This is a genomic window from Flavobacterium sp. GSA192, assembly GCF_006386525.1.
GTDB lineage: Bacteria > Bacteroidota > Bacteroidia > Flavobacteriales > Flavobacteriaceae > Flavobacterium > Flavobacterium commune.
This window is the reverse complement of the sequence record NZ_VAHC01000001.1, coordinates 155,194-176,520: the sequence shown is the minus strand read 5'-3', so window position 1 is coordinate 176,520 and position 21,327 is coordinate 155,194. Positions and strand designations below refer to the sequence as shown.

Annotated in this window: 24 protein-coding genes; 19 read left to right on the top strand and 5 right to left on the bottom strand. The window is 34.2% G+C overall.

All coding sequences use genetic code 11. The features are described from left to right. Nucleotides 1-211: 211 nt before the first annotated feature. From FDM27_RS00845 to purT, 5 genes are all read left to right on the top strand, one after another. A complete protein-coding gene (locus FDM27_RS00845; RefSeq protein ID WP_140484832.1) occupies nucleotides 212-1,333 on the top strand; it encodes a leucine-rich repeat domain-containing protein in 1,122 nt (373 codons plus the stop codon). 170 nt (nucleotides 1,334-1,503) lie between these two features. Further along, on the top strand, nucleotides 1,504-1,803 hold the full coding sequence (locus FDM27_RS00840; protein WP_140484831.1) for a nucleotidyltransferase family protein: 300 nt from the start codon (nucleotides 1,504-1,506) through the stop codon (nucleotides 1,801-1,803). Then, nucleotides 1,796-1,957: a hypothetical protein gene (locus FDM27_RS16165; protein WP_255510431.1), complete on the top strand. Its 162-nt coding sequence runs from the start codon at nucleotides 1,796-1,798 to the stop codon at nucleotides 1,955-1,957. Before FDM27_RS00840 ends, FDM27_RS16165 begins: the two co-directional genes overlap by 8 nt. After that, nucleotides 1,921-2,157, top strand: coding sequence for a DUF86 domain-containing protein (locus FDM27_RS16160; RefSeq protein WP_317133608.1), 237 nt, complete (start codon nucleotides 1,921-1,923; stop codon nucleotides 2,155-2,157). Before FDM27_RS16165 ends, FDM27_RS16160 begins: the two co-directional genes overlap by 37 nt. A gap of 210 nt (nucleotides 2,158-2,367) precedes the next feature. After that, nucleotides 2,368-3,531, top strand: a complete 1,164-nt coding sequence (gene purT, locus FDM27_RS00830; protein ID WP_140484830.1) for a formate-dependent phosphoribosylglycinamide formyltransferase — start codon at nucleotides 2,368-2,370, stop codon at nucleotides 3,529-3,531. On the opposite strand, the gene FDM27_RS00825 is transcribed toward purT, so the two are convergent. Next, nucleotides 3,528-4,394, bottom strand: coding sequence for a helix-turn-helix domain-containing protein (locus tag FDM27_RS00825; RefSeq protein ID WP_140484829.1), 867 nt, complete (start codon nucleotides 4,392-4,394; stop codon nucleotides 3,528-3,530). The genes purT and FDM27_RS00825 overlap by 4 nt on opposite strands. Nucleotides 4,395-4,484: 90 nt before the next feature. Here FDM27_RS00825 and FDM27_RS00820 point away from each other — a divergent pair, with 90 nt between their 5' ends. Then, on the top strand, nucleotides 4,485-4,847 hold the full coding sequence (locus tag FDM27_RS00820; RefSeq protein WP_140484828.1) for a DUF983 domain-containing protein: 363 nt from the start codon (nucleotides 4,485-4,487) through the stop codon (nucleotides 4,845-4,847). A gap of 204 nt (nucleotides 4,848-5,051) precedes the next feature. On the opposite strand, the gene FDM27_RS00815 is transcribed toward FDM27_RS00820, so the two are convergent. The 4 genes from FDM27_RS00815 to FDM27_RS00800 form a co-directional block, all read right to left on the bottom strand. Further along, nucleotides 5,052-6,458 (bottom strand): RagB/SusD family nutrient uptake outer membrane protein, encoded by a 1,407-nt coding sequence (locus tag FDM27_RS00815; protein WP_140484827.1) that lies wholly within the window; start codon nucleotides 6,456-6,458, stop codon nucleotides 5,052-5,054. A 31-nt stretch (nucleotides 6,459-6,489) separates the two neighbouring features. Continuing rightward, nucleotides 6,490-9,969 (bottom strand): SusC/RagA family TonB-linked outer membrane protein, encoded by a 3,480-nt coding sequence (locus tag FDM27_RS00810; RefSeq protein WP_140484826.1) that lies wholly within the window; start codon nucleotides 9,967-9,969, stop codon nucleotides 6,490-6,492. Nucleotides 9,970-10,062: 93 nt separating this feature from the next. After that, the gene (locus tag FDM27_RS00805) at nucleotides 10,063-11,247 is read right to left on the bottom strand and encodes a FecR family protein (protein WP_071184890.1); all 1,185 of its coding nucleotides are present in this window, start codon (nucleotides 11,245-11,247) and stop codon (nucleotides 10,063-10,065) included. Between the two features lie 155 nt (nucleotides 11,248-11,402). Further along, nucleotides 11,403-12,002 carry an RNA polymerase sigma factor gene (locus tag FDM27_RS00800; RefSeq protein WP_071184889.1) on the bottom strand — a complete coding sequence of 200 codons (600 nt, stop codon included), beginning with the start codon at nucleotides 12,000-12,002 and terminating at the stop codon, nucleotides 11,403-11,405. 296 nt (nucleotides 12,003-12,298) lie between these two features. On the opposite strand from FDM27_RS00800, the gene FDM27_RS00795 reads away from it, so the two are divergent. From FDM27_RS00795 to FDM27_RS00735, 13 genes are all read left to right on the top strand, one after another. Next, nucleotides 12,299-12,874, top strand: coding sequence for a Crp/Fnr family transcriptional regulator (locus tag FDM27_RS00795; protein WP_140484825.1), 576 nt, complete (start codon nucleotides 12,299-12,301; stop codon nucleotides 12,872-12,874). Between the two features lie 160 nt (nucleotides 12,875-13,034). Further along, the gene (locus FDM27_RS00790; protein ID WP_140484824.1) at nucleotides 13,035-13,751 is read left to right on the top strand and encodes a pirin family protein; all 717 of its coding nucleotides are present in this window, start codon (nucleotides 13,035-13,037) and stop codon (nucleotides 13,749-13,751) included. Between the two features lie 10 nt (nucleotides 13,752-13,761). Further along, nucleotides 13,762-14,046, top strand: a complete 285-nt coding sequence (locus tag FDM27_RS00785) for a GNAT family N-acetyltransferase (RefSeq protein ID WP_140484823.1) — start codon at nucleotides 13,762-13,764, stop codon at nucleotides 14,044-14,046. 26 nt (nucleotides 14,047-14,072) lie between these two features. Next, entirely contained in the window at nucleotides 14,073-14,480 is a 408-nt protein-coding gene (locus tag FDM27_RS00780; protein ID WP_140484822.1) for an OsmC family protein, read from the top strand. A gap of 2 nt (nucleotides 14,481-14,482) precedes the next feature. Next, nucleotides 14,483-14,710, top strand: a complete 228-nt coding sequence (locus FDM27_RS00775) for a (4Fe-4S)-binding protein (RefSeq protein WP_140484821.1) — start codon at nucleotides 14,483-14,485, stop codon at nucleotides 14,708-14,710. After that, complete coding sequence (locus FDM27_RS00770; protein ID WP_140484820.1) at nucleotides 14,710-15,240, top strand: NADPH-dependent FMN reductase; 531 nt, start codon at nucleotides 14,710-14,712, stop codon at nucleotides 15,238-15,240. Before FDM27_RS00775 ends, FDM27_RS00770 begins: the two co-directional genes overlap by 1 nt. A 158-nt stretch (nucleotides 15,241-15,398) precedes the next feature. After that, a complete protein-coding gene (locus FDM27_RS00765) occupies nucleotides 15,399-16,073 on the top strand; it encodes a response regulator transcription factor (RefSeq protein WP_140484819.1) in 675 nt (224 codons plus the stop codon). Between the two features lie 3 nt (nucleotides 16,074-16,076). Beyond that, complete coding sequence (locus tag FDM27_RS00760; RefSeq protein WP_140484818.1) at nucleotides 16,077-17,444, top strand: sensor histidine kinase; 1,368 nt, start codon at nucleotides 16,077-16,079, stop codon at nucleotides 17,442-17,444. A 98-nt stretch (nucleotides 17,445-17,542) separates the two neighbouring features. Then, the gene (locus FDM27_RS00755) at nucleotides 17,543-18,265 is read left to right on the top strand and encodes a hypothetical protein (RefSeq protein WP_140484817.1); all 723 of its coding nucleotides are present in this window, start codon (nucleotides 17,543-17,545) and stop codon (nucleotides 18,263-18,265) included. Nucleotides 18,266-18,379: 114 nt separating this feature from the next. Then, on the top strand, nucleotides 18,380-18,907 hold the full coding sequence (locus FDM27_RS00750) for a YceI family protein (RefSeq protein WP_140484816.1): 528 nt from the start codon (nucleotides 18,380-18,382) through the stop codon (nucleotides 18,905-18,907). 177 nt (nucleotides 18,908-19,084) lie between these two features. After that, nucleotides 19,085-19,957, top strand: coding sequence for an ACP S-malonyltransferase (fabD, locus tag FDM27_RS00745; protein ID WP_071184879.1), 873 nt, complete (start codon nucleotides 19,085-19,087; stop codon nucleotides 19,955-19,957). Between the two features lie 180 nt (nucleotides 19,958-20,137). After that, nucleotides 20,138-20,926 carry a HipA family kinase gene (locus FDM27_RS00740; RefSeq protein ID WP_140484815.1) on the top strand — a complete coding sequence of 263 codons (789 nt, stop codon included), beginning with the start codon at nucleotides 20,138-20,140 and terminating at the stop codon, nucleotides 20,924-20,926. Next, a complete protein-coding gene (locus FDM27_RS00735; protein ID WP_140484814.1) occupies nucleotides 20,904-21,287 on the top strand; it encodes a DUF3037 domain-containing protein in 384 nt (127 codons plus the stop codon). Before FDM27_RS00740 ends, FDM27_RS00735 begins: the two co-directional genes overlap by 23 nt. Nucleotides 21,288-21,327: the final 40 nt, after the last annotated feature.

Below are 21,327 nucleotides of genomic sequence, written 5' to 3'. Positions count from 1 at the left end.
ACTATAGTTAGAGAATAAAAAAAACCCGAGTGGACGAACCGGCTCGGGGAATTTAACTATAGTTAAAAATAGTGAGGTTGTCGAAACGAGTCTGTTTATCCGAAAAACCCAGTCCTTTGGACACATTTTCGTCTACCCTGACTTAATTATTAAACCCTTTCCTCCGAAGGGAAATGTAAAATTAATATATTTGGTCTTATATAAAAGAATTATGATTCAAATTCCATCAAAAAATATTTCAAAGTTAAATTTGTCCAACCAAAATCTTAAGGAATTCCCAACTCAAGTCTTTGAATTGAAAAATTTAAAAAAACTTAATTTGAGTGGAAACAAAATTTCTATTATTCCTAAAGAAATAGAAAGCTTAAAGTATTTAGAAAGCCTAGATTTATCAAATAATAGCATAACTAACTTTTATTCAAAAATTTGTTATCTTAAAAACCTGAAAATATTGAATCTAAACAATAATAAGTTAAAAACTCTTCCTAATCAAATAGAAAATTTAAAAAAACTAGAAATACTGCAAATTGCAAACAACCAAATTGAAAAGCTTCCTCTTAGTTTTGTAAACTTAAAAAATCTCAGAGAATTAAATATTTCCAAAAACTCATTTACTAAATTTCCAATCGAAATTTTAAAAAATTCAAAATTAAAATCTTTGTGGATAAATAATTTGGAATTGAAGTCATTTCCTATGTTAGAATTGTCAAAATTAGAACACTTGGAATCCCTTTATTGTTTTGGTTTAATACAAAACAATAAAGTTATTGATAATAATTTTTATAATCTTTCTAAAATAAAAGGAAATTCTATTGGTAATCTACTTATGAGCGCTAACGTTGAAGTTCAAAAGAAAGAATTAGCTCTTATTGAAAATAATAATCAAAAAGGTAAAATCTTTATTAGTTATTCCCACAAAGACAAATCTTGGTTAGAAAAAGTTCAAATAAATTTAAAAGTTTTGACTTTTAACGATTATGAATTTGATTTATGGGATGACTCTAAATTAGCAGGCGGAGATAAGTGGAAAGATGAAATTTCAAAAGCTTTAGAAACTGCCAGCATTGCAATTTTACTCGTGTCTACTGATTTTCTAGCATCTGACTTTATTAGACAAATTGAACTTCCTAAAATTTTGCAAAATGCTCAAAATAACGGAACGAAAGTTTTACCTTTAATTTTGGGTCATTGCTTATTTACAAAAGACAAATTATCAATATTTCAGTCTGTTAATGACCCGAATAAGCCACTAAGTTCTCTCTCTCAACCAGAAGCTGAAAAACAATTAGTAAGATTAACAGAAAGAGTAATGGAAATATTGAAAAGCAATTAATAACTGCTACCACTCCCACTGGTGCTCGTTTGCAACGAGTACCTACTTACTGATAAAACACAAAACCAAGCATTTACAATGCGACTCCTTTATACTTTAAAGCTACTAGTCATTGCTATAAATAGTTTGAACTTAGCATAAAATAGAACTTTTTTATCTAAATTTGTTATATGGGAATAGTTGACCGAAATATGGAAGATTTAAAAAAGCTTTGTGCAATGCACAATGTGGAAAAGATGTATCTATTTGGTTCTGCTTTGAATTCAAACTTCAATAAAAAAAGTGATATTGATTTACTTGTAAAATTTAAATCTATTGAGCTGTCTAGGTATTTTGATAATTACATGGATTTTAAAAATAATTTGAAAAAATTATTTGGACGTGAAGTTGACTTAGTTGAAGAGCAAACGCTAAGAAACCCAATCCTAATCAACTCAATAAACAAATCTAAAGAGCTAATTTATGGATGAAAGAATTCTTAAATGGCTTTATGATATTAAACTCTGTATTGATGAAATAGATAGCTTTTTTCAAGAAGAGGAAAAAGATTTTTTCAAATACAAAAATAACTTAATGCTTAAAGAGCTATTGAAAGAAATCTTGAGATCATTGGTGAAGCCGTAAACAGAATAATCACTCGTGACAATTTGTTTACTGAAAAAATTAGTAATGCAAAAGCAATTATTGGATTGAGAAACCAAGTCATTCACGCTTATGACAATATTTGGGACGAGAATATTTGGTCAATACTTACAAACCATCTTCCAAAATTAAAAGGCGAAGTTGATGCGTTAATCAAAGAAGGCGAAAATAGCTACTGCTAATCGAGTAGACAGCTCCGTCAGTACCAAACTGGCTCGTTAACCCTACTATTTTACACTTAAAACTACTAGCCATTGCTATAAATAGTTTAAAATTTGAAGTGGCAATACTCCAAATTTTAAACTATTTTTGTTTTTTAATTATTCATTAGTAACTCTCGTAGTGAGATTGCTTTGCTTCGTGCCTCGCAACTCCTCGCAATAAAATATAAAATGGCAAAAATCCTTCTTCTCGGCTCAGGCGAACTCGGTAAAGAATTTGTAATCGCTGCACAACGCATCGGTCAAACCGTAATTGCAGTTGACAGTTATCCAAATGCTCCTGCTATGCAAGTCGCTCACGATTTTGAAGTGATTAACATGCTTGATGGCGACGCTTTAGATAAAATTGTAGCAAAACACAATCCCGATTTCATCGTTCCTGAAATAGAAGCCATTAGAACCGAACGTTTTTACGATTACGAAAAACAGGGAATTACCGTAGTTCCATCGGCTAAGGCGGCCAACTTTACGATGAATCGCAAAGCCATTCGGGATTTAGCTTCTAAAGAATTAGGATTAAAAACGGCCGAATACCGCTACGCTACAACAGCCGAAGAACTGCGAAAAGGCGTTCTCGAAGTTGGAATTCCTTGTGTTGTAAAACCATTAATGTCATCGTCAGGAAAAGGACAATCTACCATAAAAACCGAAGATGACATCGAAAAAGCATGGGAATATGCTGTGGCAGGTTCGCGTGGCGATGTGGTCGAAGTAATTGTAGAAGCTTTTGTAAAATTCAATTCGGAAATTACTTTATTGACCGTAACACAAAACAACCGCCGTACATTATTCTGTGCGCCAATTGGCCACCGACAAAAACGTGGAGATTATCAGGAAAGCTGGCAACCCGCCCGGATTTCTGACAAGGATTTATACGAAGCCCAGGACATGGCCGAAAAAGTTACCGAAGCCTTAGGTGGCGCTGGACTTTTTGGTGTCGAATTTTTCATAGCCGATGATGGTGTTTATTTCTCTGAACTCTCGCCTCGCCCACATGATACCGGAATGGTAACATTGGCTGGAACACAAAATTTCAATGAATTCGAATTGCACCTCAGAGCGATTTTAAGTTTGCCTATTGCCGAAATTACCTTAGAAAAAACGGGAGCAAGTGCTGTAATCCTGGCTTCGGAAAATAGTTCGAATCCAACTTATAGCGGAATAGAAAATATAGCTGCCTTACCCAAAACCGATTTCAGGTTTTTTGGCAAACCATCTTCAAGACCTTACCGACGAATGGGCGTGGCTTTAACAAGCGATTCTTTAGAAACTCATGTAGAAGAAGTGGTAGAACGTGCTGTAAAGGCCGCAGCTTTAGTCTCTGTAAATCCTTAATTGTCTTTCAACAATCGGAAAGCGGTGGGTGTTACACTCGTGTGTTTTTTAAACAAACGCGTAAAATAAGAGTAATCTTCATAGCCTAACTCGATTGCAATTTCGTTAACTGTCCAGTTTTTGTCGAGAAGCATTCGTTTGGCTTCCAGCATCACTCGATCTACAATTACTTCGGTGGTTGTTTTTTTTAGAATTTCATTGCAAATGCGGTTCAAATGCTTCAAACTGACATTCAATGCCGAAGCATAAAACGCCGCCGATTTTTCTTCTTTAAATTTCGTCTCTAAAAGCTGCTCCAGACTTTTAATTTTTACATTATAAGAATGCGCTTCGTGAATGTAAATTTCGTTGTACTTACGAGCGAGTTCAATGTGAATAATATCCAATAGATTCATTATTTTATCGCGTTTCAATACCTTATTGGTTTGCATTTCGGCAATCAAATTTTCGAAATAAGGCAAAACAGCGTTTATTTCGGCTGTATCCAATACAATTTCCGGACTATTTTTTACCGAAAAATAAAACGGATAATCTTCGATAGTCTTATTCCCAAAATACAAATTATACATTTCGGCTGTATAAAAAACGATAAATCCTTCAATATCTTCGGATAAAACCCAATGATGCATTTGCCCTGGCTGCAAAACAAAAACACTTCCTGGGCGAATATCAAATCGGTCAAAATCGACCTCATGAATTCCCGAACCATTGGTAAAAAAAACCAACAGATAGAAATTATGGCGATGTGGTTTTTCTACAAAACTATGATTGATCAAGTGATTTTTAAACGTATTAATATACAAATCGCTGGTTACTGAATTGCAATTAAACTGTTCAATACTATAAATGGGATATTTTTTCATCCTAAAAATGTCTTTTTTGTCCTAGAATAAGCGAATATAGAAAATAGCCAGCAGATTGATAATAAATACCTTTGATAAAAATTAGAAATCATGTCAAATACAATCCTTCACATCCTGAACAACGATTGTCCCCATTGTCAACAAGGAAAAGTTTTTAATGAAAAAAGTATCTTCTTTAAATTCAGTTTTCCAAAAATGAACGAATACTGCTCGCATTGTCATTATAAATTCAAAAAAGAACCCGGTTATTTTTTTGGAGCTATGTATGTCAATTATGGATTAACAGTAGCTCAAGGAATTACAACTTACGTTATATGTAGTTTCTTTTTTCAAGAAACTTTCGATTTAAGAATAATTCCAATTATTATGGCTGTAATCATTGCTTTATCACCATTAAACATAAGATTATCAAGGCTATTATGGATTTATATGTTTAAGAATTATTCGAGTTAATAAAGAACTCCAAAACAATGTAGTCTCATCTACTTTTTTTTCACATCGAGCGCAGTCGAGATGTAATAGTCGTTCTCGACTGCGCTCGAACTGACAGATGGAATAACAGACTTTGGAATAAAGAAAGACCGCTCACCAGTCTATTCAACAAGCAAGCGGTCTTTCCAACTAACCAAACTAACACACTAACTAACCACTAATTTTTTATTTGTAAGCCTCATTTTGAGAAATCACATCCGGATTTTGGTTGATTACTAAAAACGGAATAGGCAACAACAATTCTTCTTCTGTAATAGTTATATTTTTATCACTATTTTTAATCACAGTAATTGCTCTTCCGGTTCTTATTAAATCAAACCAACGGTGAAATTCACAGGCAAATTCTACCTGCCTTTCATGTTCTAAAGCTAACTCAATCGTATTGTACTGAGCCGGATAACCCACACTTCCATAAAGTGGTAAGTTAACACGGGCACGAACTTCGTTCAGGTATTTTGGATCCGAAGTTGCTTCGGTCAGCATTAAAAGAACATCTGCATAACGAAGAACAATAAAGTTATTGTTTGATGCTTCTCTTAAACCGGCAACAGGTGCAGCTGCATCTTTCCATTTAATTGGGAATTTTACGTCAACAAAAGAATTATTAGCTGTTGTGTAACCGTTTTGAATAGAAATATCTCTCCTTGGGTCACCCGTTTCATAGGCATTCCATAAGTCATCGGTAATTTGATTAAATCCTCCTCCCCAGGCTGTAACCACGCGATTATCAACCGGTGAAAACATAGCCCAATACAAACTGTACGGACTGGATACACCACCTTTGTATTGAATCTCAAAAATAGACGAAGCTCCATTTTTCTTAGTTAAATTCCATAAATCAGCATAAGGCACCAGAGTAAACTTGCCATACACTTTCAACAAAGTTTCAGCAGCTTTGGGTTTATTCCCCATAGTTAAATACACCTTACCCAATAAAGTATTAGCCGCTTCCTGGCTGGCAGCACCTACAAAACGCTGACTTGTTTTTACCGGTAATTTGGCTGCTGCGAAGTCTAAATCGGCAACAATTTGAGCATAAACCTGCTCCTTTGGTGTACGTCCTTGTGCATAAGCATTAGCAATACTTAGCGGAGTTGTAACCAATGGCACATCGCCCCAGGCACGAACCATATCAAAATAATACAAAGCACGTAAAAACTTGGCTTCGCCAATTAAAGCATCTCTACTGGCAAAATCCAGTTTTTCAGCACTGGCAATAATATTATTTACAACATAGATTGCCTTATAATAATTATTCCAAAAATTGAAAACCAACTCATTATCGATGGTCATGGTATGCAACTCAAAGCTTTCATAGTCCTGTATTCTTCCGGCAGCATTATCACTATAGGCATTATCAGACATTAACTCACCATAGAACGACGGCAAACTTTCAGGTCCGTACAAGGTATAAAGCGAATTATAAGCAGACCACATCGCTGTTTCAATATCTTTTTGAGATTTATAGAACTCTGCTTCGTTAGCATTTGAGATAGGCGCTTTATCTAAAAAATCGGAACTACATCCCAATAGGAATAAGTTGCAAAAAAGGATGATATATATTTTTTTCATTTTCTTAAGTTTTAAATGATTGATCCCGATGTTAAAAACTAATATTTAATCCGGCAGTAGCTGTAAAAGGATTTGGATAAGCACCATAATCAAAGCCTACCAATACACCTGATTGATATGTACTTCCTTCCGGATCATAACCTAAGTAATCAGAGAATACATGTACATTTTCTAAATTCACATATAACTTTATGTTACTTAATTTCATCTTATCTACTAATCTTTTTGGTAAATTATAGCCCATACGAATGTTTTGGATACGAACAAACGAACCGTCTTCAACCCAATAACTGGATCCAAAATCACGAACAGTAGTTGGTAACATACGAGGCTTAGGAATCATTCCGTTTCCAGGCTCAGCATCCGATTTCCAGTAATTATTTACCACAGCATACATATTACGGTTACCTCCACCAACACCTGATTTTAGGTATCTGGCATTATGGTTCAGAATTTCTCCACCTTGAGAACCGCGCAACAAAACTGAAAGTTCAAATCCTGCGTAAGAGAAATTGTTGGTCATTCCCCATTGAAAATTAGGTTGGTAATTTCCTAAATAGGTACGGTCATTAGAATCAATCTTACCGTCTTTATTAACATCTCTTACCTTTGGATCTCCCGCTTCACTGCCTGTCCATACCGGATAAGCATTACTATCTAATTCTGCTTGCGACATAATCACACCATCAATAACATAACCATAATACATTCCTATTGGTTGTCCTACCGCTGTACGCGATGTCATACTACTAATATTAATATCTATCGGAGCATCGTTAGCACCCAGTTTCAACACTTTATTTCTATTGGCAGAAATATTAAAATCAGTACTCCACTTGAATTCGCTGTCGATATTTTGTGTGCTCAGATTAAGTTCAATTCCTCTGTTTTCAAGCTCTCCAATATTAGTCAAAGTAGAAGAGAAACCGGAAAGAATTGGAATAGGTACATTCAATAATAAATCTTTTGTTTTAGAATAATAAATATCTCCTGTAAATTTCACACGTCCATTAAAAACACTGAAATCAACACCAAAGTTAGTTTGACCTGTTTTTTCCCATTTCAAATTTTTATCAGCAAAATTTGAGGTATAAATCCCTTGGTTCACAGTTCCGGAACTTACATAAGGACTATACCCTAATGTTCCAATCGATCCATAATTTGGAATCGAATTGTTACCTGTTGCCCCATAACTCAATCTCACTTTCAGGTTACTTATCCAGGAAATATCTTTTAAGAAAGCTTCTTCAGAAATACGCCAGGCAAGTGATCCTGAAGGGAAATAACCCCATTTATTATTGGCTCCAAAACGAGAAGAACCATCGGCTCTAATTGCCGCAGATGCCAGATATTTACCTTTATAAGAATAATTGGCACGAGCCAAATAAGAAACTAACGACCACTCTTCTGAAAAAGTGTTTCCGGCATTCACCACACCCGCATTTAAAGTATGTACTAAATCATTTGGAAAATTACCGGCTGTCATACTACTCAAATCTGTAGCTTGTTCCTGAGCAGAATAACCCGCCAATAAATTTAAAGTATGAGCCTCATTAAATGTCTTATTATAAGTCAGTGTATTTTCTAAAATCCAGTTATTGGATTGTAACGTTTTGAAATCAGCCTGAGCGGGTACCCATCCGGAGTAACCCCAGTTTTGACCTGCATTCCAATAAAAATTATGAACTGTATTTTCAATATTAGAACTTCCGGAAGTTTTAAAAGTTAAATCTTTAACAATATCCCATTCTAAGAAAGAAGTGATTGTAGCTACATTTGTTACTTTTTTAGCAGTTGCTTCTCTTGTTAATGAATAAGGATGCCAAAGTTGGAAACCATATTTCGCAAATGTATTCCAAATTGAAGCAGGGTCTTTAAAACCTAAACTTCCGGTTTCAACATAAAGCGGAAAAAATGGATCACTTTGTAAAGCCAAACTCACCACGTCACTTTTTCCACCTGTACCGTAAGGCGCTTCATTGGCACGGCTAAGACCAATATTCATTCCCATGCGAACTTTATCATTAAACTTATGCTTAATATTAGATCTTAAATTAATTCGCTCGTAAGTATTTCTGTCAACAACACCTTCTGAATCCAAATACCCCATTGACACCATAAATTGTGTTTTCTCATTACCACCGGAAGCCGATAATTGGAAATTATTATTTCTTGCAGTTCTAAATACCACATCCTGCCAGTCCGTTCCGTTACCAATTCGGTCAAGCCAAGCCTGATCAGAGAATTCTACAGGAACTTTTGTATCATTCCCTCTTACAGCCAATGGTTTTGCAGCAACAATTGTAGCCCATGAATTATTTCTTGCTGCCGTATTGAAAGCAATGAATTCTGAGGCATTCATCAAATCAGTTTTACGGTTAACACGCGAAAAACCAGTTTCCAGAGTTGCATCAATTTTAGTTTTACCCGCTTTTCCTTGCTTGGTAGTAATAATAACAACACCATTTGCCCCTCTGGAACCATAAATAGCTGCTGAAGATGCGTCTTTCAAAATATCAATCGACTCAATATCGTTAGGGTTGATAAAATTCAATGGATTTCGGTTAAAACTTAAGTTACTGGCTGTAGTAATTCCTGTATCCGTTGAATTTGTTGAACTGTCTTCCAACGGAATACCATCAATAACATAAAGCGGAGTAGTTCCTGCGTTTATCGAAGAAGCACCACGTACTTTTACAGTTGGGGCAAGACCAGGAGCACCTTGGGATTGTGTAATTTGTACACCGGTAGCCTGACCTGCCAGCGATTGAAGCACGTTAGAATTCGACCTGCCTTCCAATTTTTCTGCACCAACAGAAACGATTGCTCCTGTCAAATCTTTTTTCTTAACAGAACCGTAACCCACAACTACTACTTCTTCCAGTTTAGCTGAATCTTCTTCTAATTTAATAGTAAGATTAGTTTGTCCGCCTACTGAAATTTCTTTTGTTGTAAAGCCAATAAAAGAAACTACTAATATCGCTTTGTCGCTTTTTAGTTTTAATGAAAACTTACCATCAAAATCCGTTTGAACTCCATTTGTAGTTCCTTTTTCAACAATATTTACTCCCGGAATAGGTTGTCCTGAAGCGTCAGTAATTTTCCCGTTTATTGTTTTTTGCTGTACTTCATTAATTACAACTACAGCTTTTTCTTTAATTAAGATGGTATTATCATCTGTTAACTCAAAATTGAGATTATTTTTAGAAAGGCATTGTCCTAGTAATTTAGTTACTGCAATTGTCCCTTTTTTTAATTCAATATCCGGGATGTCTTTAAAAACCTTTCTGGGATAAACAAAATTCAAATCAGTCTGTTGCTTGATGATTTTAAATACCTGATAAATGGTTACCGATTGATCTTTTTCAATAGTTACATTCGCTTGTGCAAATATCTTACTTACATTGAGGCAAAAAACATTGGTACACCATAAAAAGATAAACGCTCTCATAGCAGTTTTAATTAGCCTTTCTCTAACGAGAACAAAGACATTACGTACTTTAATTTCCATAATTTTTGGTTGGTTTTGGTTGGTTATACAATAGCTAAATCAATTTAAATAGTCGGGATGAAGTAAAAGAGGGTTATAACTCCTCCCGTTTTTTTATTCCAGGGTTACTTGTTTATTTTTTATTTCATAGTTTTTTATAATTTTAAAATTCTTAATACTCTTCAAAATCTCGTCCAGGCTTTGGGTTTTCCTTATAACACCATCAAAAATCTCATTTTCGATGGCTTTATTTTTAAATACAACATCAAAATCATACCAGCGTGATAAAACTTTCATCATATCCTTAAGTGTTATATTTTCGAAACTAAAAACCCCTTCTTTCCATGCTATTTCGTTATAAACATCTATATTTTTTATAAGCGAATTACTGGTTGCGATATTTAAACTTAATTGCTGGTTAGGCATTAATCTTTGTTTTCTGTTTCCAATATTTACATCTACCTTACCCTCAACCAGAGTTGTATAAATACTGGTTTCATCTTTATATGCTTTGATATTAAATTCGGTTCCTATAACATCTATTTCCTGTTTATTGTTAAGCACTTTGAAATGGGCCCCTTTATGTTTTGTACTAGGTGAAACATCAAAATAGGCTTCTCCGTAAACCAATTCTACTTTTCTGGTTTGTCCTTCAATAAAAGCTACCGGGAATTTTAATTTAGTTTCAGAATTCAACCACACCTCAGTGCCGTCAGACAATTTAATAACGAATTTACCTCCTCTGGGAATTGTTAAATAATTATAGACCAACTTGGCGGCATCGCCTTTTTTAGCTTCATAAATAATTTCCTCTCCGTTACTTTTGGCATTTTGGGTTTTCACCGAAGCCCCGTTGGCTAAAACCACTTGCGAACCGTTGGCTAACGTTAACACCGCCTTATCTGTACCCGGTTCAAGGTCTTTTACAGCCTGTTTCACAATTGCCGGAGTAGTTTGAACTTGTTGGTTCAAAAGAACATCCTTGAAAAAATAAGCCGTAGCTAAAACACCTATAAAAACAGCGGCAGCCGCGTATTTCATAAAATGGTATTTTCTTTTTGATAGCAAATCTTGTTCTTTTTGAGGAGTAGCTAATATTTTATCCCGAATGCGCATAGCATCAAGTTCAGTCAACATTGGCTTTTCATCTAAAATTGCCAATACTTCTTCTACAGTTGGTAGTCCGCTAGATTCGGTTAAATTCTGAATGTAGCGCACCACTTCATCAACTTCTTGCTGGGAACATTGATTCAGAATGAACTTTTTTAATAAATTTTGAATATGGCTATCGTGTTGCATAATATACTTTCTTATATATAATACAGATGAGAAAATGAAAAGTACTACTCAGTATTATTATTTTTTTCGAAAAATAGAAAAATAATAATAAAACAAAGCGAAATAAAAAGAAATAGAAAATGCAAAAGAAAGAAAAGATAATAATCAACGAATCATTATTCCAGCCAACGGGATGAAAGAAGCGTTATTAGAAGTGTAACATCGCCATGTGTTTCTAAAAAATTTCTAATATCGGCTAAAGCCTTACTCATTTGACCTTTTACAGTACTAACCGAAATATTTAATTTCTGGCTTATTTCCTCGTAACTCATTTCTTCATTACGGGACATTTCAAAAATAGCTCTGCGTTTAGGAGGCAGTTGTTCAATAGCCTTTTGCTTTAAAGCATCATAATCCGATTCATCAATAATATCTTCAATTGGACTATAGGATTTTTGGCTTACATAAAATACTTCTTCCTTAAGCTTGTGGCTATTGGCTACTTTACTAATAAGGTTAAAGGTGAGGTTACGCGTAATAGTAAACACATAGGATTTGAAAGACAAATCAGCATTAAGTCGCTCTCTGTGTAACCAGATATTTAAGAATACATCCTGGACAATTTCTTCAGCTAAAGCCTGATTTTTAAGCATACTTAAACTATAAGCATACACATCATTACAATAGGTATTAAAAAGCGTACTAAATGCTTTTTCATTACCCATCATAAGCTCTGTAACCAATATTTTATTATTAATTGCTTTTGTTTCAGACATTACGAAAAAACTCTATACACATTAAATTATTACAAATCCTTGCTGTTTTATACGAAAATTCTATTCTAGAACCCTGCTCAATACGAATATAACAATTTGAATCAAACAATTGTAAAAAAAGCAAAATTTAGCAAATTTAACTTTACAACAAATGGATGCTTAAACCAACTTTGATTTTCGATTTATTTCGAAAAGTTTACTAATAACTTTTCTGTTTTGATGAATTATTCGAATTAACAAAAGAACAAACAAAGCAAAATGGCTATATTGCAGAGTCAATTTTTTAAAAAACAACAATGTCTCTGATTTTAACCAATATAGAAAAATACGTCCAGCTAACAGCTGAAGAAAAAGAGCTTTTCTTAAGCAAAACTGAAATTCATCATTACAAAGCCAAAAGTATTTTGCTTAGTTCAGGACAAGTATGTAAACATTCTTATTTTGTAAACTCAGGAATTTTAAGAAGTTTCAATATCAATGATAACATTGTCGAACATGTTTTAAGTTTTGCCTGCGAAGGCTGGTGGATGGGCGATATGTACAGTTTAATTTCGCAAAAACCGGGAAATCTTTTTATCGAAGTCTTAGAAGATGCTGAATTGGTTTTACTTTCGAAAGAAAATCAAGAGCAACTTTATACCGAAATTCCTAAACTGGAACGCTTTTTTAGAATTCTTACCGAAAACTCATTAGTTGCTAATCAGGAAAGATTAATGGATAATTTGAGTTTATCGGCCGAAGAACGCTATGATAAATTTCTGAAACGATACTTAAATCTCAATCACAAAATACCACAAAAACAAATTGCTTCATATATAGGTGTAACACCGGAGTTTTTTAGTAAAATGAAAGCCAAGTTACTCCGTAAATAGTTAGCAGTGGTCAGTTAATTAGTGGTCAGTCTTTACTACTATTTTTTTTCTCTGATTACTAAAAAATCTGAATACTAAACACTTCTTAATCTAGGTTAAGTGCAAAACGCTAACGACGGATGTACCTTTGTAATGTAATAATCAAAAAACATAAAATATCATGGCAAATACAGTTTTTCACAAAGCATACACAAGAGGACACGCAGATCACGGATGGTTAAACGCTTACCACAGTTTTAGTTTCGCTAGCTGGTACAATCCGGACAGAGTACAGTTTGGAGCACTTCGTGTATTGAATGATGACACCGTTGCTCCGGGAATGGGTTTTGGAACACATCCTCACGATAATATGGAAATTATTACTATTCCACTTGAAGGTGATTTAGCACACAAAGACAGCATGGGAAATGCAGCAACCATCAAAACAGGTGATGTACAGGTAATGAGTGCCGGAACCGGAATTCAACACAGTGAATTTAACCCAAATGCAGATTTAAGAACTAAATTATTCCAAATTTGGTTGTTTCCTAAAACCAGAAATGTAACTCCTCGCTACCAACAAATAACTCTGGACAAATCATTAGAAAAAAATGATTTTGCTCAAATATTATCTCCAAATCCGGACGATGCCGGTGTATGGATTCATCAGGATGCCTGGTTTTATTTAAGCGATTTTGATAAAGATTTCTCAAAAAAATTAGCTCAAAAAAAAGAAGGAAACGGTTTCTACATCATGAATATCGAAGGAGAAATCGAAGTTAACGGACATCAATTAGACACCAGAGACGCTTTAGGAATTTGGGAGACTGCCGAAATTGAAATCAAAGCAACTACTGCTGCTAAATTTTTAGTAATGGAAATTCCAATGAAATACTAATACTAAAGTTATGAATGAAATTATAGGACTGGAATACAACGAAAAGAAAGGTTATTTTTATGTAAAAATCGATGGTAAAACAGAGGCAAAAATGACCTTTGTTTTTGCAGGACCTCATAAAATCATTATAGACCACACCGAAGTAAATCCGGGACACAACGGTAAAAACTTTGGAAAGAAAATGGTTGAAAAAGCCGTTTTATTTGCCCGAGAAAAAGAGTTAAAAATTCTTCCTCTGTGTCCTTTTGCAAAAAAGGTTTTCGATAAAACACCCGAATTTAGTGATGTTTTGTAAATTGACTTAAAAAAAATAATTTAAAAATGGGAAACTTACTAGAAAAAGACATTGTTGGAACAATAGGTTCTCAAAAATATTTGTGCACTATTTCGTGGCGCAACGGTCAACTAATTATGGATGAACCCGAAAGCAACGGAGGAAAAGATTTAGGACCGGATCCTTTTTCAGCTCTTTTAGCATCTTTAGCGGGCTGTACCTTGGCTACTTTGCGAATGTACATTGACCGAAAAGGCTGGGATATTCCCGAAATTAATATCACAGTGAATGCTACTCAGGAATTAGATGGCGAATTTGAAACTATTTTTTCAAGACAAATTTCTTTTTCTACTAATATAACCACAGAACAAAAAGAACGATTACTACTAATTGCTGACAAATGCCCCGTTTCTAAAATCTTAAAAGGAAAAATAACTATTAACACAATGCTGTAATTATGAATCCAAAAGAGCTAACAAAAGAATATACCAATGGTGAAGTTACCATTGTATGGCAATCGGCTAAGTGTATCCATTCGGCTAATTGCGTTCGGAATAATCCGGATGTATTTCAGCCTAAAGAAAAGCCCTGGATAAAACCGGAGTCTTCAACAACAGAAAAAATTATCGATACCGTAAATAAATGTCCTTCGGGAGCTTTAACCTACTTTTTAAACAAGAAATAATGACTAAAAAAATTATTGCCTTTGGCGCATCTTCAAGTACAAATTCTATCAATAAACAATTAGCCACTTATGCTGCATCACAATTTGAAAATACTGATGTAGAAGTTTTAGACTTAAACGATTATGAAATGCCTATTTTTTCTTTAGATAAAGAATCTAAAAATGGCATTCCCGAATTAGCAAAAGACTTTTTCAATAAAATAGGAACTGCTGATTTGGTAATTGTATCACTTGCCGAACATAACGGAGCTTATTCAACCGCTTTTAAAAATATTTTTGACTGGACTTCACGAATAAACCCTAAGTTCTTTCAAGAAAAGCAAACGCTAATCTTAGCTACTTCTCCGGGACCTAGAGGAGGACTTACTGTTTTAGAAATTGCAAAAAATCGTTTTCCTTTTCAAGGAGCTGATGTTAAAGGAAGTTTTTCACTACCAAGTTTCAATGATAATTTTAATGCAAATGAAGGAATTACAAATGAAAAACTAAAAAGCGATTTGCTTGAAATTATTCAATCTATCGAACTTTAAAAAAATAATTCAAACCCTATCAGAGAGCGTTGCAGTTTGCAGCGCTTTCTTTTTTTTTAACAAAAGCTACAATTTAATAAAACAGAAGATTCGTCATTATTTTGCAAAATTTTAAGAAGACAATCTCTATTTTTGAAAAAAGAATTAAAAAATCATTTATGAAACTACTTATTGTTGAAGACGAACCCCATCTTTTATCGATTATTCGAAAAGGACTTTCTGAAAAAAACAACGAAGTAAGCGTAGCACTTGATGGTACAACAGGACTTGAAATGATTTTGAATCACAATTTTGATGTGATTATTCTCGACATCATGCTCCCGGATATTAACGGAATTGAAATTTGCAGACGACTAAGAGCCGCTAAAAACTTTGTCCCCATCTTACTCTTAACCGCTCTGGGAACTACCGAAAACATTGTTACCGGACTGAATTCCGGAGCTGATGATTATCTGGCAAAACCTTTTAAATTTTCGGAATTAGAAGCCCGAATTGCAGCCCTGGCAAGAAGATCAAATCAGGAACACAGACCCAATGACCTGATTCAGATTGATGATTTGGAAATTGACAGAAGAGCCAAATCAGTCAAACGAAATGGAGAACTTATTCAGCTAACCGCTAAAGAATTCAAACTATTATACTATCTGGCCAGCAACTCTCAAACCATCTTGTCCAGAGAAAAAATATTAGACAATGTTTGGGATATTAATTTTGACATGAATACTAATGTAGTTGATGTTTATATCAATTATCTTCGGAACAAAATTGACAAACCTTATCAAAACAAATTAATCCACACTATCAAAGGATTGGGTTACATTATAAAACCATAATTTATGCAAATTAGAAAAAAAATAACCATCACTTACATTGCGCTATCTTGTTTTAGCACCTCGCTTTTGTGCATTGTCATTTTTTCTCTATTCAAACAAAACAATGAATATTATTTTATAAAAAGACTTCAGGATCGCGCCAAAATTGCTTCATCAGCTCATTCTCAAAAAAATCTGGAGAAGAAAAATTATTTTAAAGAATTCAAAAAAAGCGGACTGGAAGAACTTATCGAAGAAAAAGAATACATTCTGTCTGTAAAAGGAAAAAATACCTTTGAATACAACACCGATTTACATCTTCCTCCGGAATTCTACAAAGAGATCATGAAAAAAGGATCGAGCTGGTTTGAAGAAGATTACCGCTATTATTATGGACAAATTTTTGGCGAAGAAGGACAAAAACACATTGTAATTGTCACTGCCAAAGACCGTCGGGGAAATACCAGTACCATTTATATTTTGCAAATTCTAATCTTTGGAGGAATTGGCTTTATTATTCTGGCCTACTTTTTTGGTCAGTTTTTAGCCCGAAGAGTAATCAACCCTATCGCATTAATTACCAAAGAAGTACACCGAATCAGTGCATCAAATCTTCATAATAGATTAGCCGATACTGACGGAAAAGATGAGATTAGCGATCTTACCAAAACCTTCAACGACATGCTGGATCGATTAGAAACTTCATTTGAAATTCAGGCTAATTTTATCAACAATGCTTCGCATGAATTAAAAACGCCAATAACCACCATTATTGCCGAAACCGAAATTATGCTCCTGAAAGAAAGAGCTACCGAAGAATACATTTATTCGTTAGAAAACATCAATAAACAGGCTTCAAAATTAGGCAATCTTACCGAAAGCCTTTTAAAACTAACCCAAACAGGCTATGATGGTACCAAACAAGTACTGGATATGGCCCGAATTGATGAAATACTGCTGGAAGTAAAAGCATCGATAGATACTCTTTTCCCTAACAATCGTGTCAATATTAAAATTAAAGCAATTCCGGAAGACGAATCGCTGTTAACCATCCCCTGCAACAGACCTTTGCTGGAATTAGCCTTGAATAATATCATTTCAAATGCTGTAAAATATTCTGATAACGACGAGGTCTTTGTGAATCTTTCTGTTGACGATGCTAAAATCAAAATTGCCATTACTGATATAGGAATTGGAATACCACCTGAAGATATTCCTTATTTGTACGAACCTTTTTTTAGGGGTAAAATTGCTTCTAAATACAACGGTTACGGACTTGGTTTACCATTGGCAATGAAAATCATCCGAATGCACAACGGAGAACTTCAAATTCAATCGGAAACAGGAAAAGGAACTGTTGTAAACATCACCTTTGAAAAAAACGAACATTAGGAATTCTAATCCGGAATCTTAGGGAATTCTAATTTTAATCCAAGCTGTTTTTAATTTTCGATAACTTCTTTTGTATGTATCATCTAAACAATACATACATGAAAAACGTATTAATACCTTCAACATTAGAACCGGACACCATAAATGCTGTTAAAATAGCCATTCAACAATCTAAGGGTAAAAAATGCACCCTGTTTCTGGTCCTAGTCGAAGAAATCCCGGATAGCTATTCTTCGACAACATTTTTAAGAAGCATGAAAAGCGAAATGACGGCATCACAAAAAAAAGTATTGGAATACTGTAGAGAATTAATTACTATTTCTCAAAACTGCAATCTTAAAATCCACTATCAATACGGAATTTCAGCCCCATTGATGCGAAATTTAATCCAACACCTTGAAATCGAATTAACTATCCTTAGCCCTTCGTACAGAAAAGACGAAAGAAAAACTCACAATCAGTTTGTTCAGATACTGAGTAATTGCAAATGCCCTATTTTACATCTAAATTCAAATTGCGAAGAGTACAATTTAACTACAGCGATGTATCTTGTAAAAACAAAACCCAAACTTCAAATTGAAGATTTGCATGAATTAATTCCGGAACGTTTTGATATTAAAATCATAAATAAAGCCACAATTATTAACAACCAAGACCCTGAAGATTTAGAATCCTTAATAAATGAAGCCATCGTAAAAAACAACATCAATCTTTTAATCGAAACCAGAAAACCTAAAAAAATTAAACTCAAAAATGAAAACGCCACTGCTAACGAAAATTTTGGCTTACCAATCCTCTCTTTATACGAAGAGACAGCATAAATTTGAAAGTTAATATCCGGTTTTTATTTCTTAATCTAGGTTAAGTGACACGCCTGTATAGTTGCCATAAATTTGCCTTATCAAAATAAAACAACAATTTAAAAAAATAAAATTATGGCAACTACAAAATGGGCAATTGACTCGACACACTCAGAAATTGGATTTAAAGTAAAACACATGATGTTCACTAATGTTTCTGGAAATTTTAGCGACTATGAAGCGAATATTTCCACCGAAGACGACAACTTTGAAAATGCCAATATCGAATTCTCTGCAAATATCGATTCGATTAATACCAATAATACTGACAGGGACAATCATTTAAAAAGTGGAGACTTTTTTGATGCCGAAAACTTCCCTAAACTCACTTTCAAAGCCTCTTCTTTTACTAAAAATGGTGATGATTATGAATTAACTGGAGATTTGAGTCTGAGAGGAGTAACAAAAACGGTTACACTTCCTACCGAATTCAGCGGATTAATGAAAGACCCTTGGGGAAACACTAAAGCAGGATTGAATATTTCCGGTAAAATAAACCGTAAAGAATGGGGATTGAACTGGAACTCTGCTCTTGAAACCGGTGGTGTTTTAGTAGGCGAAGATGTAAAATTGAACATCGAATTACAATTAATAAAGCTATAAAGAATCTCACAAAACTGATTTTTCCCACATACAAACCTCCCTACTTCATTAGCAAGCAGGGAGGTTTTCTTTTATGCACTTTTATCTTTTCATATAAATCCTAAAAAAATACTACTTTTGCATCCCGATTGAATATAATTTTTCAATCTTTAAATTATAAAAATAAAACAAATACAGATGAAAGCATACGTATTTCCAGGTCAAGGCGCACAGTTTACAGGAATGGGTAAAGACTTATATGAAAACTCTCCATTAGCAAAAGAATTGTTTGAAAAAGCAAACGAAATATTAGGTTTCCGCATCACAGACATTATGTTTGAAGGAACTGCCGAAGAATTAAAAGAAACTAAAGTAACGCAACCGGCAGTATTTTTACACTCGGTAATTTTGGCTAAAACTTTAGAAGATTTCAAACCGGAAATGGTAGCGGGACATTCTTTAGGCGAATTTTCAGCTTTGGTTGCCAATGGTGCTTTGTCTTTTGAAGACGGATTAAAATTAGTTTCTCAAAGAGCTTTGGCCATGCAAAAAGCATGCGAAATCACTCCTTCAACTATGGCTGCCGTTTTAGGATTAGCAGATAACATTGTGGAAGAAGTTTGTGCTTCTATCGACGGAGTTGTAGTGGCTGCAAACTACAACTGCCCTGGACAATTAGTAATTTCGGGAGAATTTAAAGCAGTAGAATTAGCTTGTGAAAAAATGAAAGAAGCAGGTGCAAAACGTGCTTTATTATTACCTGTTGGTGGTGCTTTTCACTCCCCAATGATGGAACCTGCAAGAGAAGAACTAGCTGCTGCAATCGAAGCAACTACTTTCTCTGCTCCTATTTGCCCTGTATATCAAAACGTAACAGCAAGCGCAGTTTCGGATGCAGATGAAATTAAGAAAAACCTAATCATTCAATTGACAGCTCCTGTAAAGTGGACACAATCAGTTCAACAAATGATTGCTGACGGTGCTACTTTATTTACCGAAGTAGGTCCTGGAAAAGTATTAGCGGGACTAATTGGAAAAATCAACAAAGAAGCTGCTACTGCAAATGCATAAAATTGCAGATTTCAGAAGTTAGATTTCAGAATTGAAAACCAACACTATAATAAATAGAATCCTCATAAACTTCGGTTTTTGAGGATTTTTATTTTTATAAAAAAGGAAATTCAGCACAACAATACAGAAAAGAATGCATCCTTTAATTTTAGTTATCTTTGTTAAAAGAATTCCAAATTTATGATTTTAGATTTACGAACAGTAAACGTTATACGATACATTACGCCACTTCGGGAAGGTGGATCCTTACCTGCCTTAGCAGAAGCTGATGATGATTTTAAATATGTATTAAAATTTAGAGGAGCCGGTCATGGGGTAAAAGCATTAATTGCTGAATTTTTAGGCGGTCAAATAGCAAAACAATTAAGTTTACCTGTTCCTGAATTAGTTTTTGCACACTTAGACGAAGCCTTTGGGAGAACAGAAGCTGACGAAGAAATTCAGGATTTATTAAAGTTTAGTCAGGGTTTAAATTTAGGCCTACACTATTTATCAGGAGCAATTACCTTTGATGCCGCTGCAAATGATTGCGAAGCTTTATTGGCATCAAAAATTGTTTGGTTAGATGCTTTTATTACTAATGTTGACCGAACCTTTAAAAACACCAATCTTTTAATTTGGAAAAAAGAACTTTGGCTTATTGATCACGGGGCATCTTTTTATTTTCATCATTCCTGGATTAATTGGGAAAAAACAGCCCTTACTCCATTTACATTAATTAAAGATCATGTTTTATTACCAAAAGCATCAAAACTAGAAGAAGCTCATTCACAATACTCCAACCTATTAAACGATGCTATTTTAAAAGAAATTGTAAACCAAATTCCGGAAGACTGGCTACAATGGGAAGATCAATCCATAAGCCCGGAAGAAATTAAAAACATCTATTTCCAGTTTTTAAGCTTACGCTTGAAAAATGCTGAAATATTTTTAAAACAAGCTCAAGATGCAAGAACAACACTTATATGATTATGCTGTCATTCGTGTTGTACCAAGAGTAGAACGCGAAGAATTTATAAATGTAGGTTTGATGCTTTATTCCAAGCGTCAAAAATATTTACGAATTCAATATCAAATTCCTGTTGCTAAAATCAGCTTGTTTTGCAATGAATTTGATTTAGACCAACTCAAAATCAATTTAGATTCTTTTGTAGCCATTTGCGAAGGCAAAAAGGAAGCAGGACCTATTGCTCAATTTGAAAAAGACGAACGATTTAGATGGCTTACTGCTGTTAAAAGTTCGAGTATTCAAACTTCAAGACCCCATTCGGGATTTAGCAGCGATTTAGACCAGACTTTCGAAAAACTATATTCTGAATTAGTCTTGTAAGAAGAATTGTTTTTATAAATACATCTCCGTAAGCGAAAGT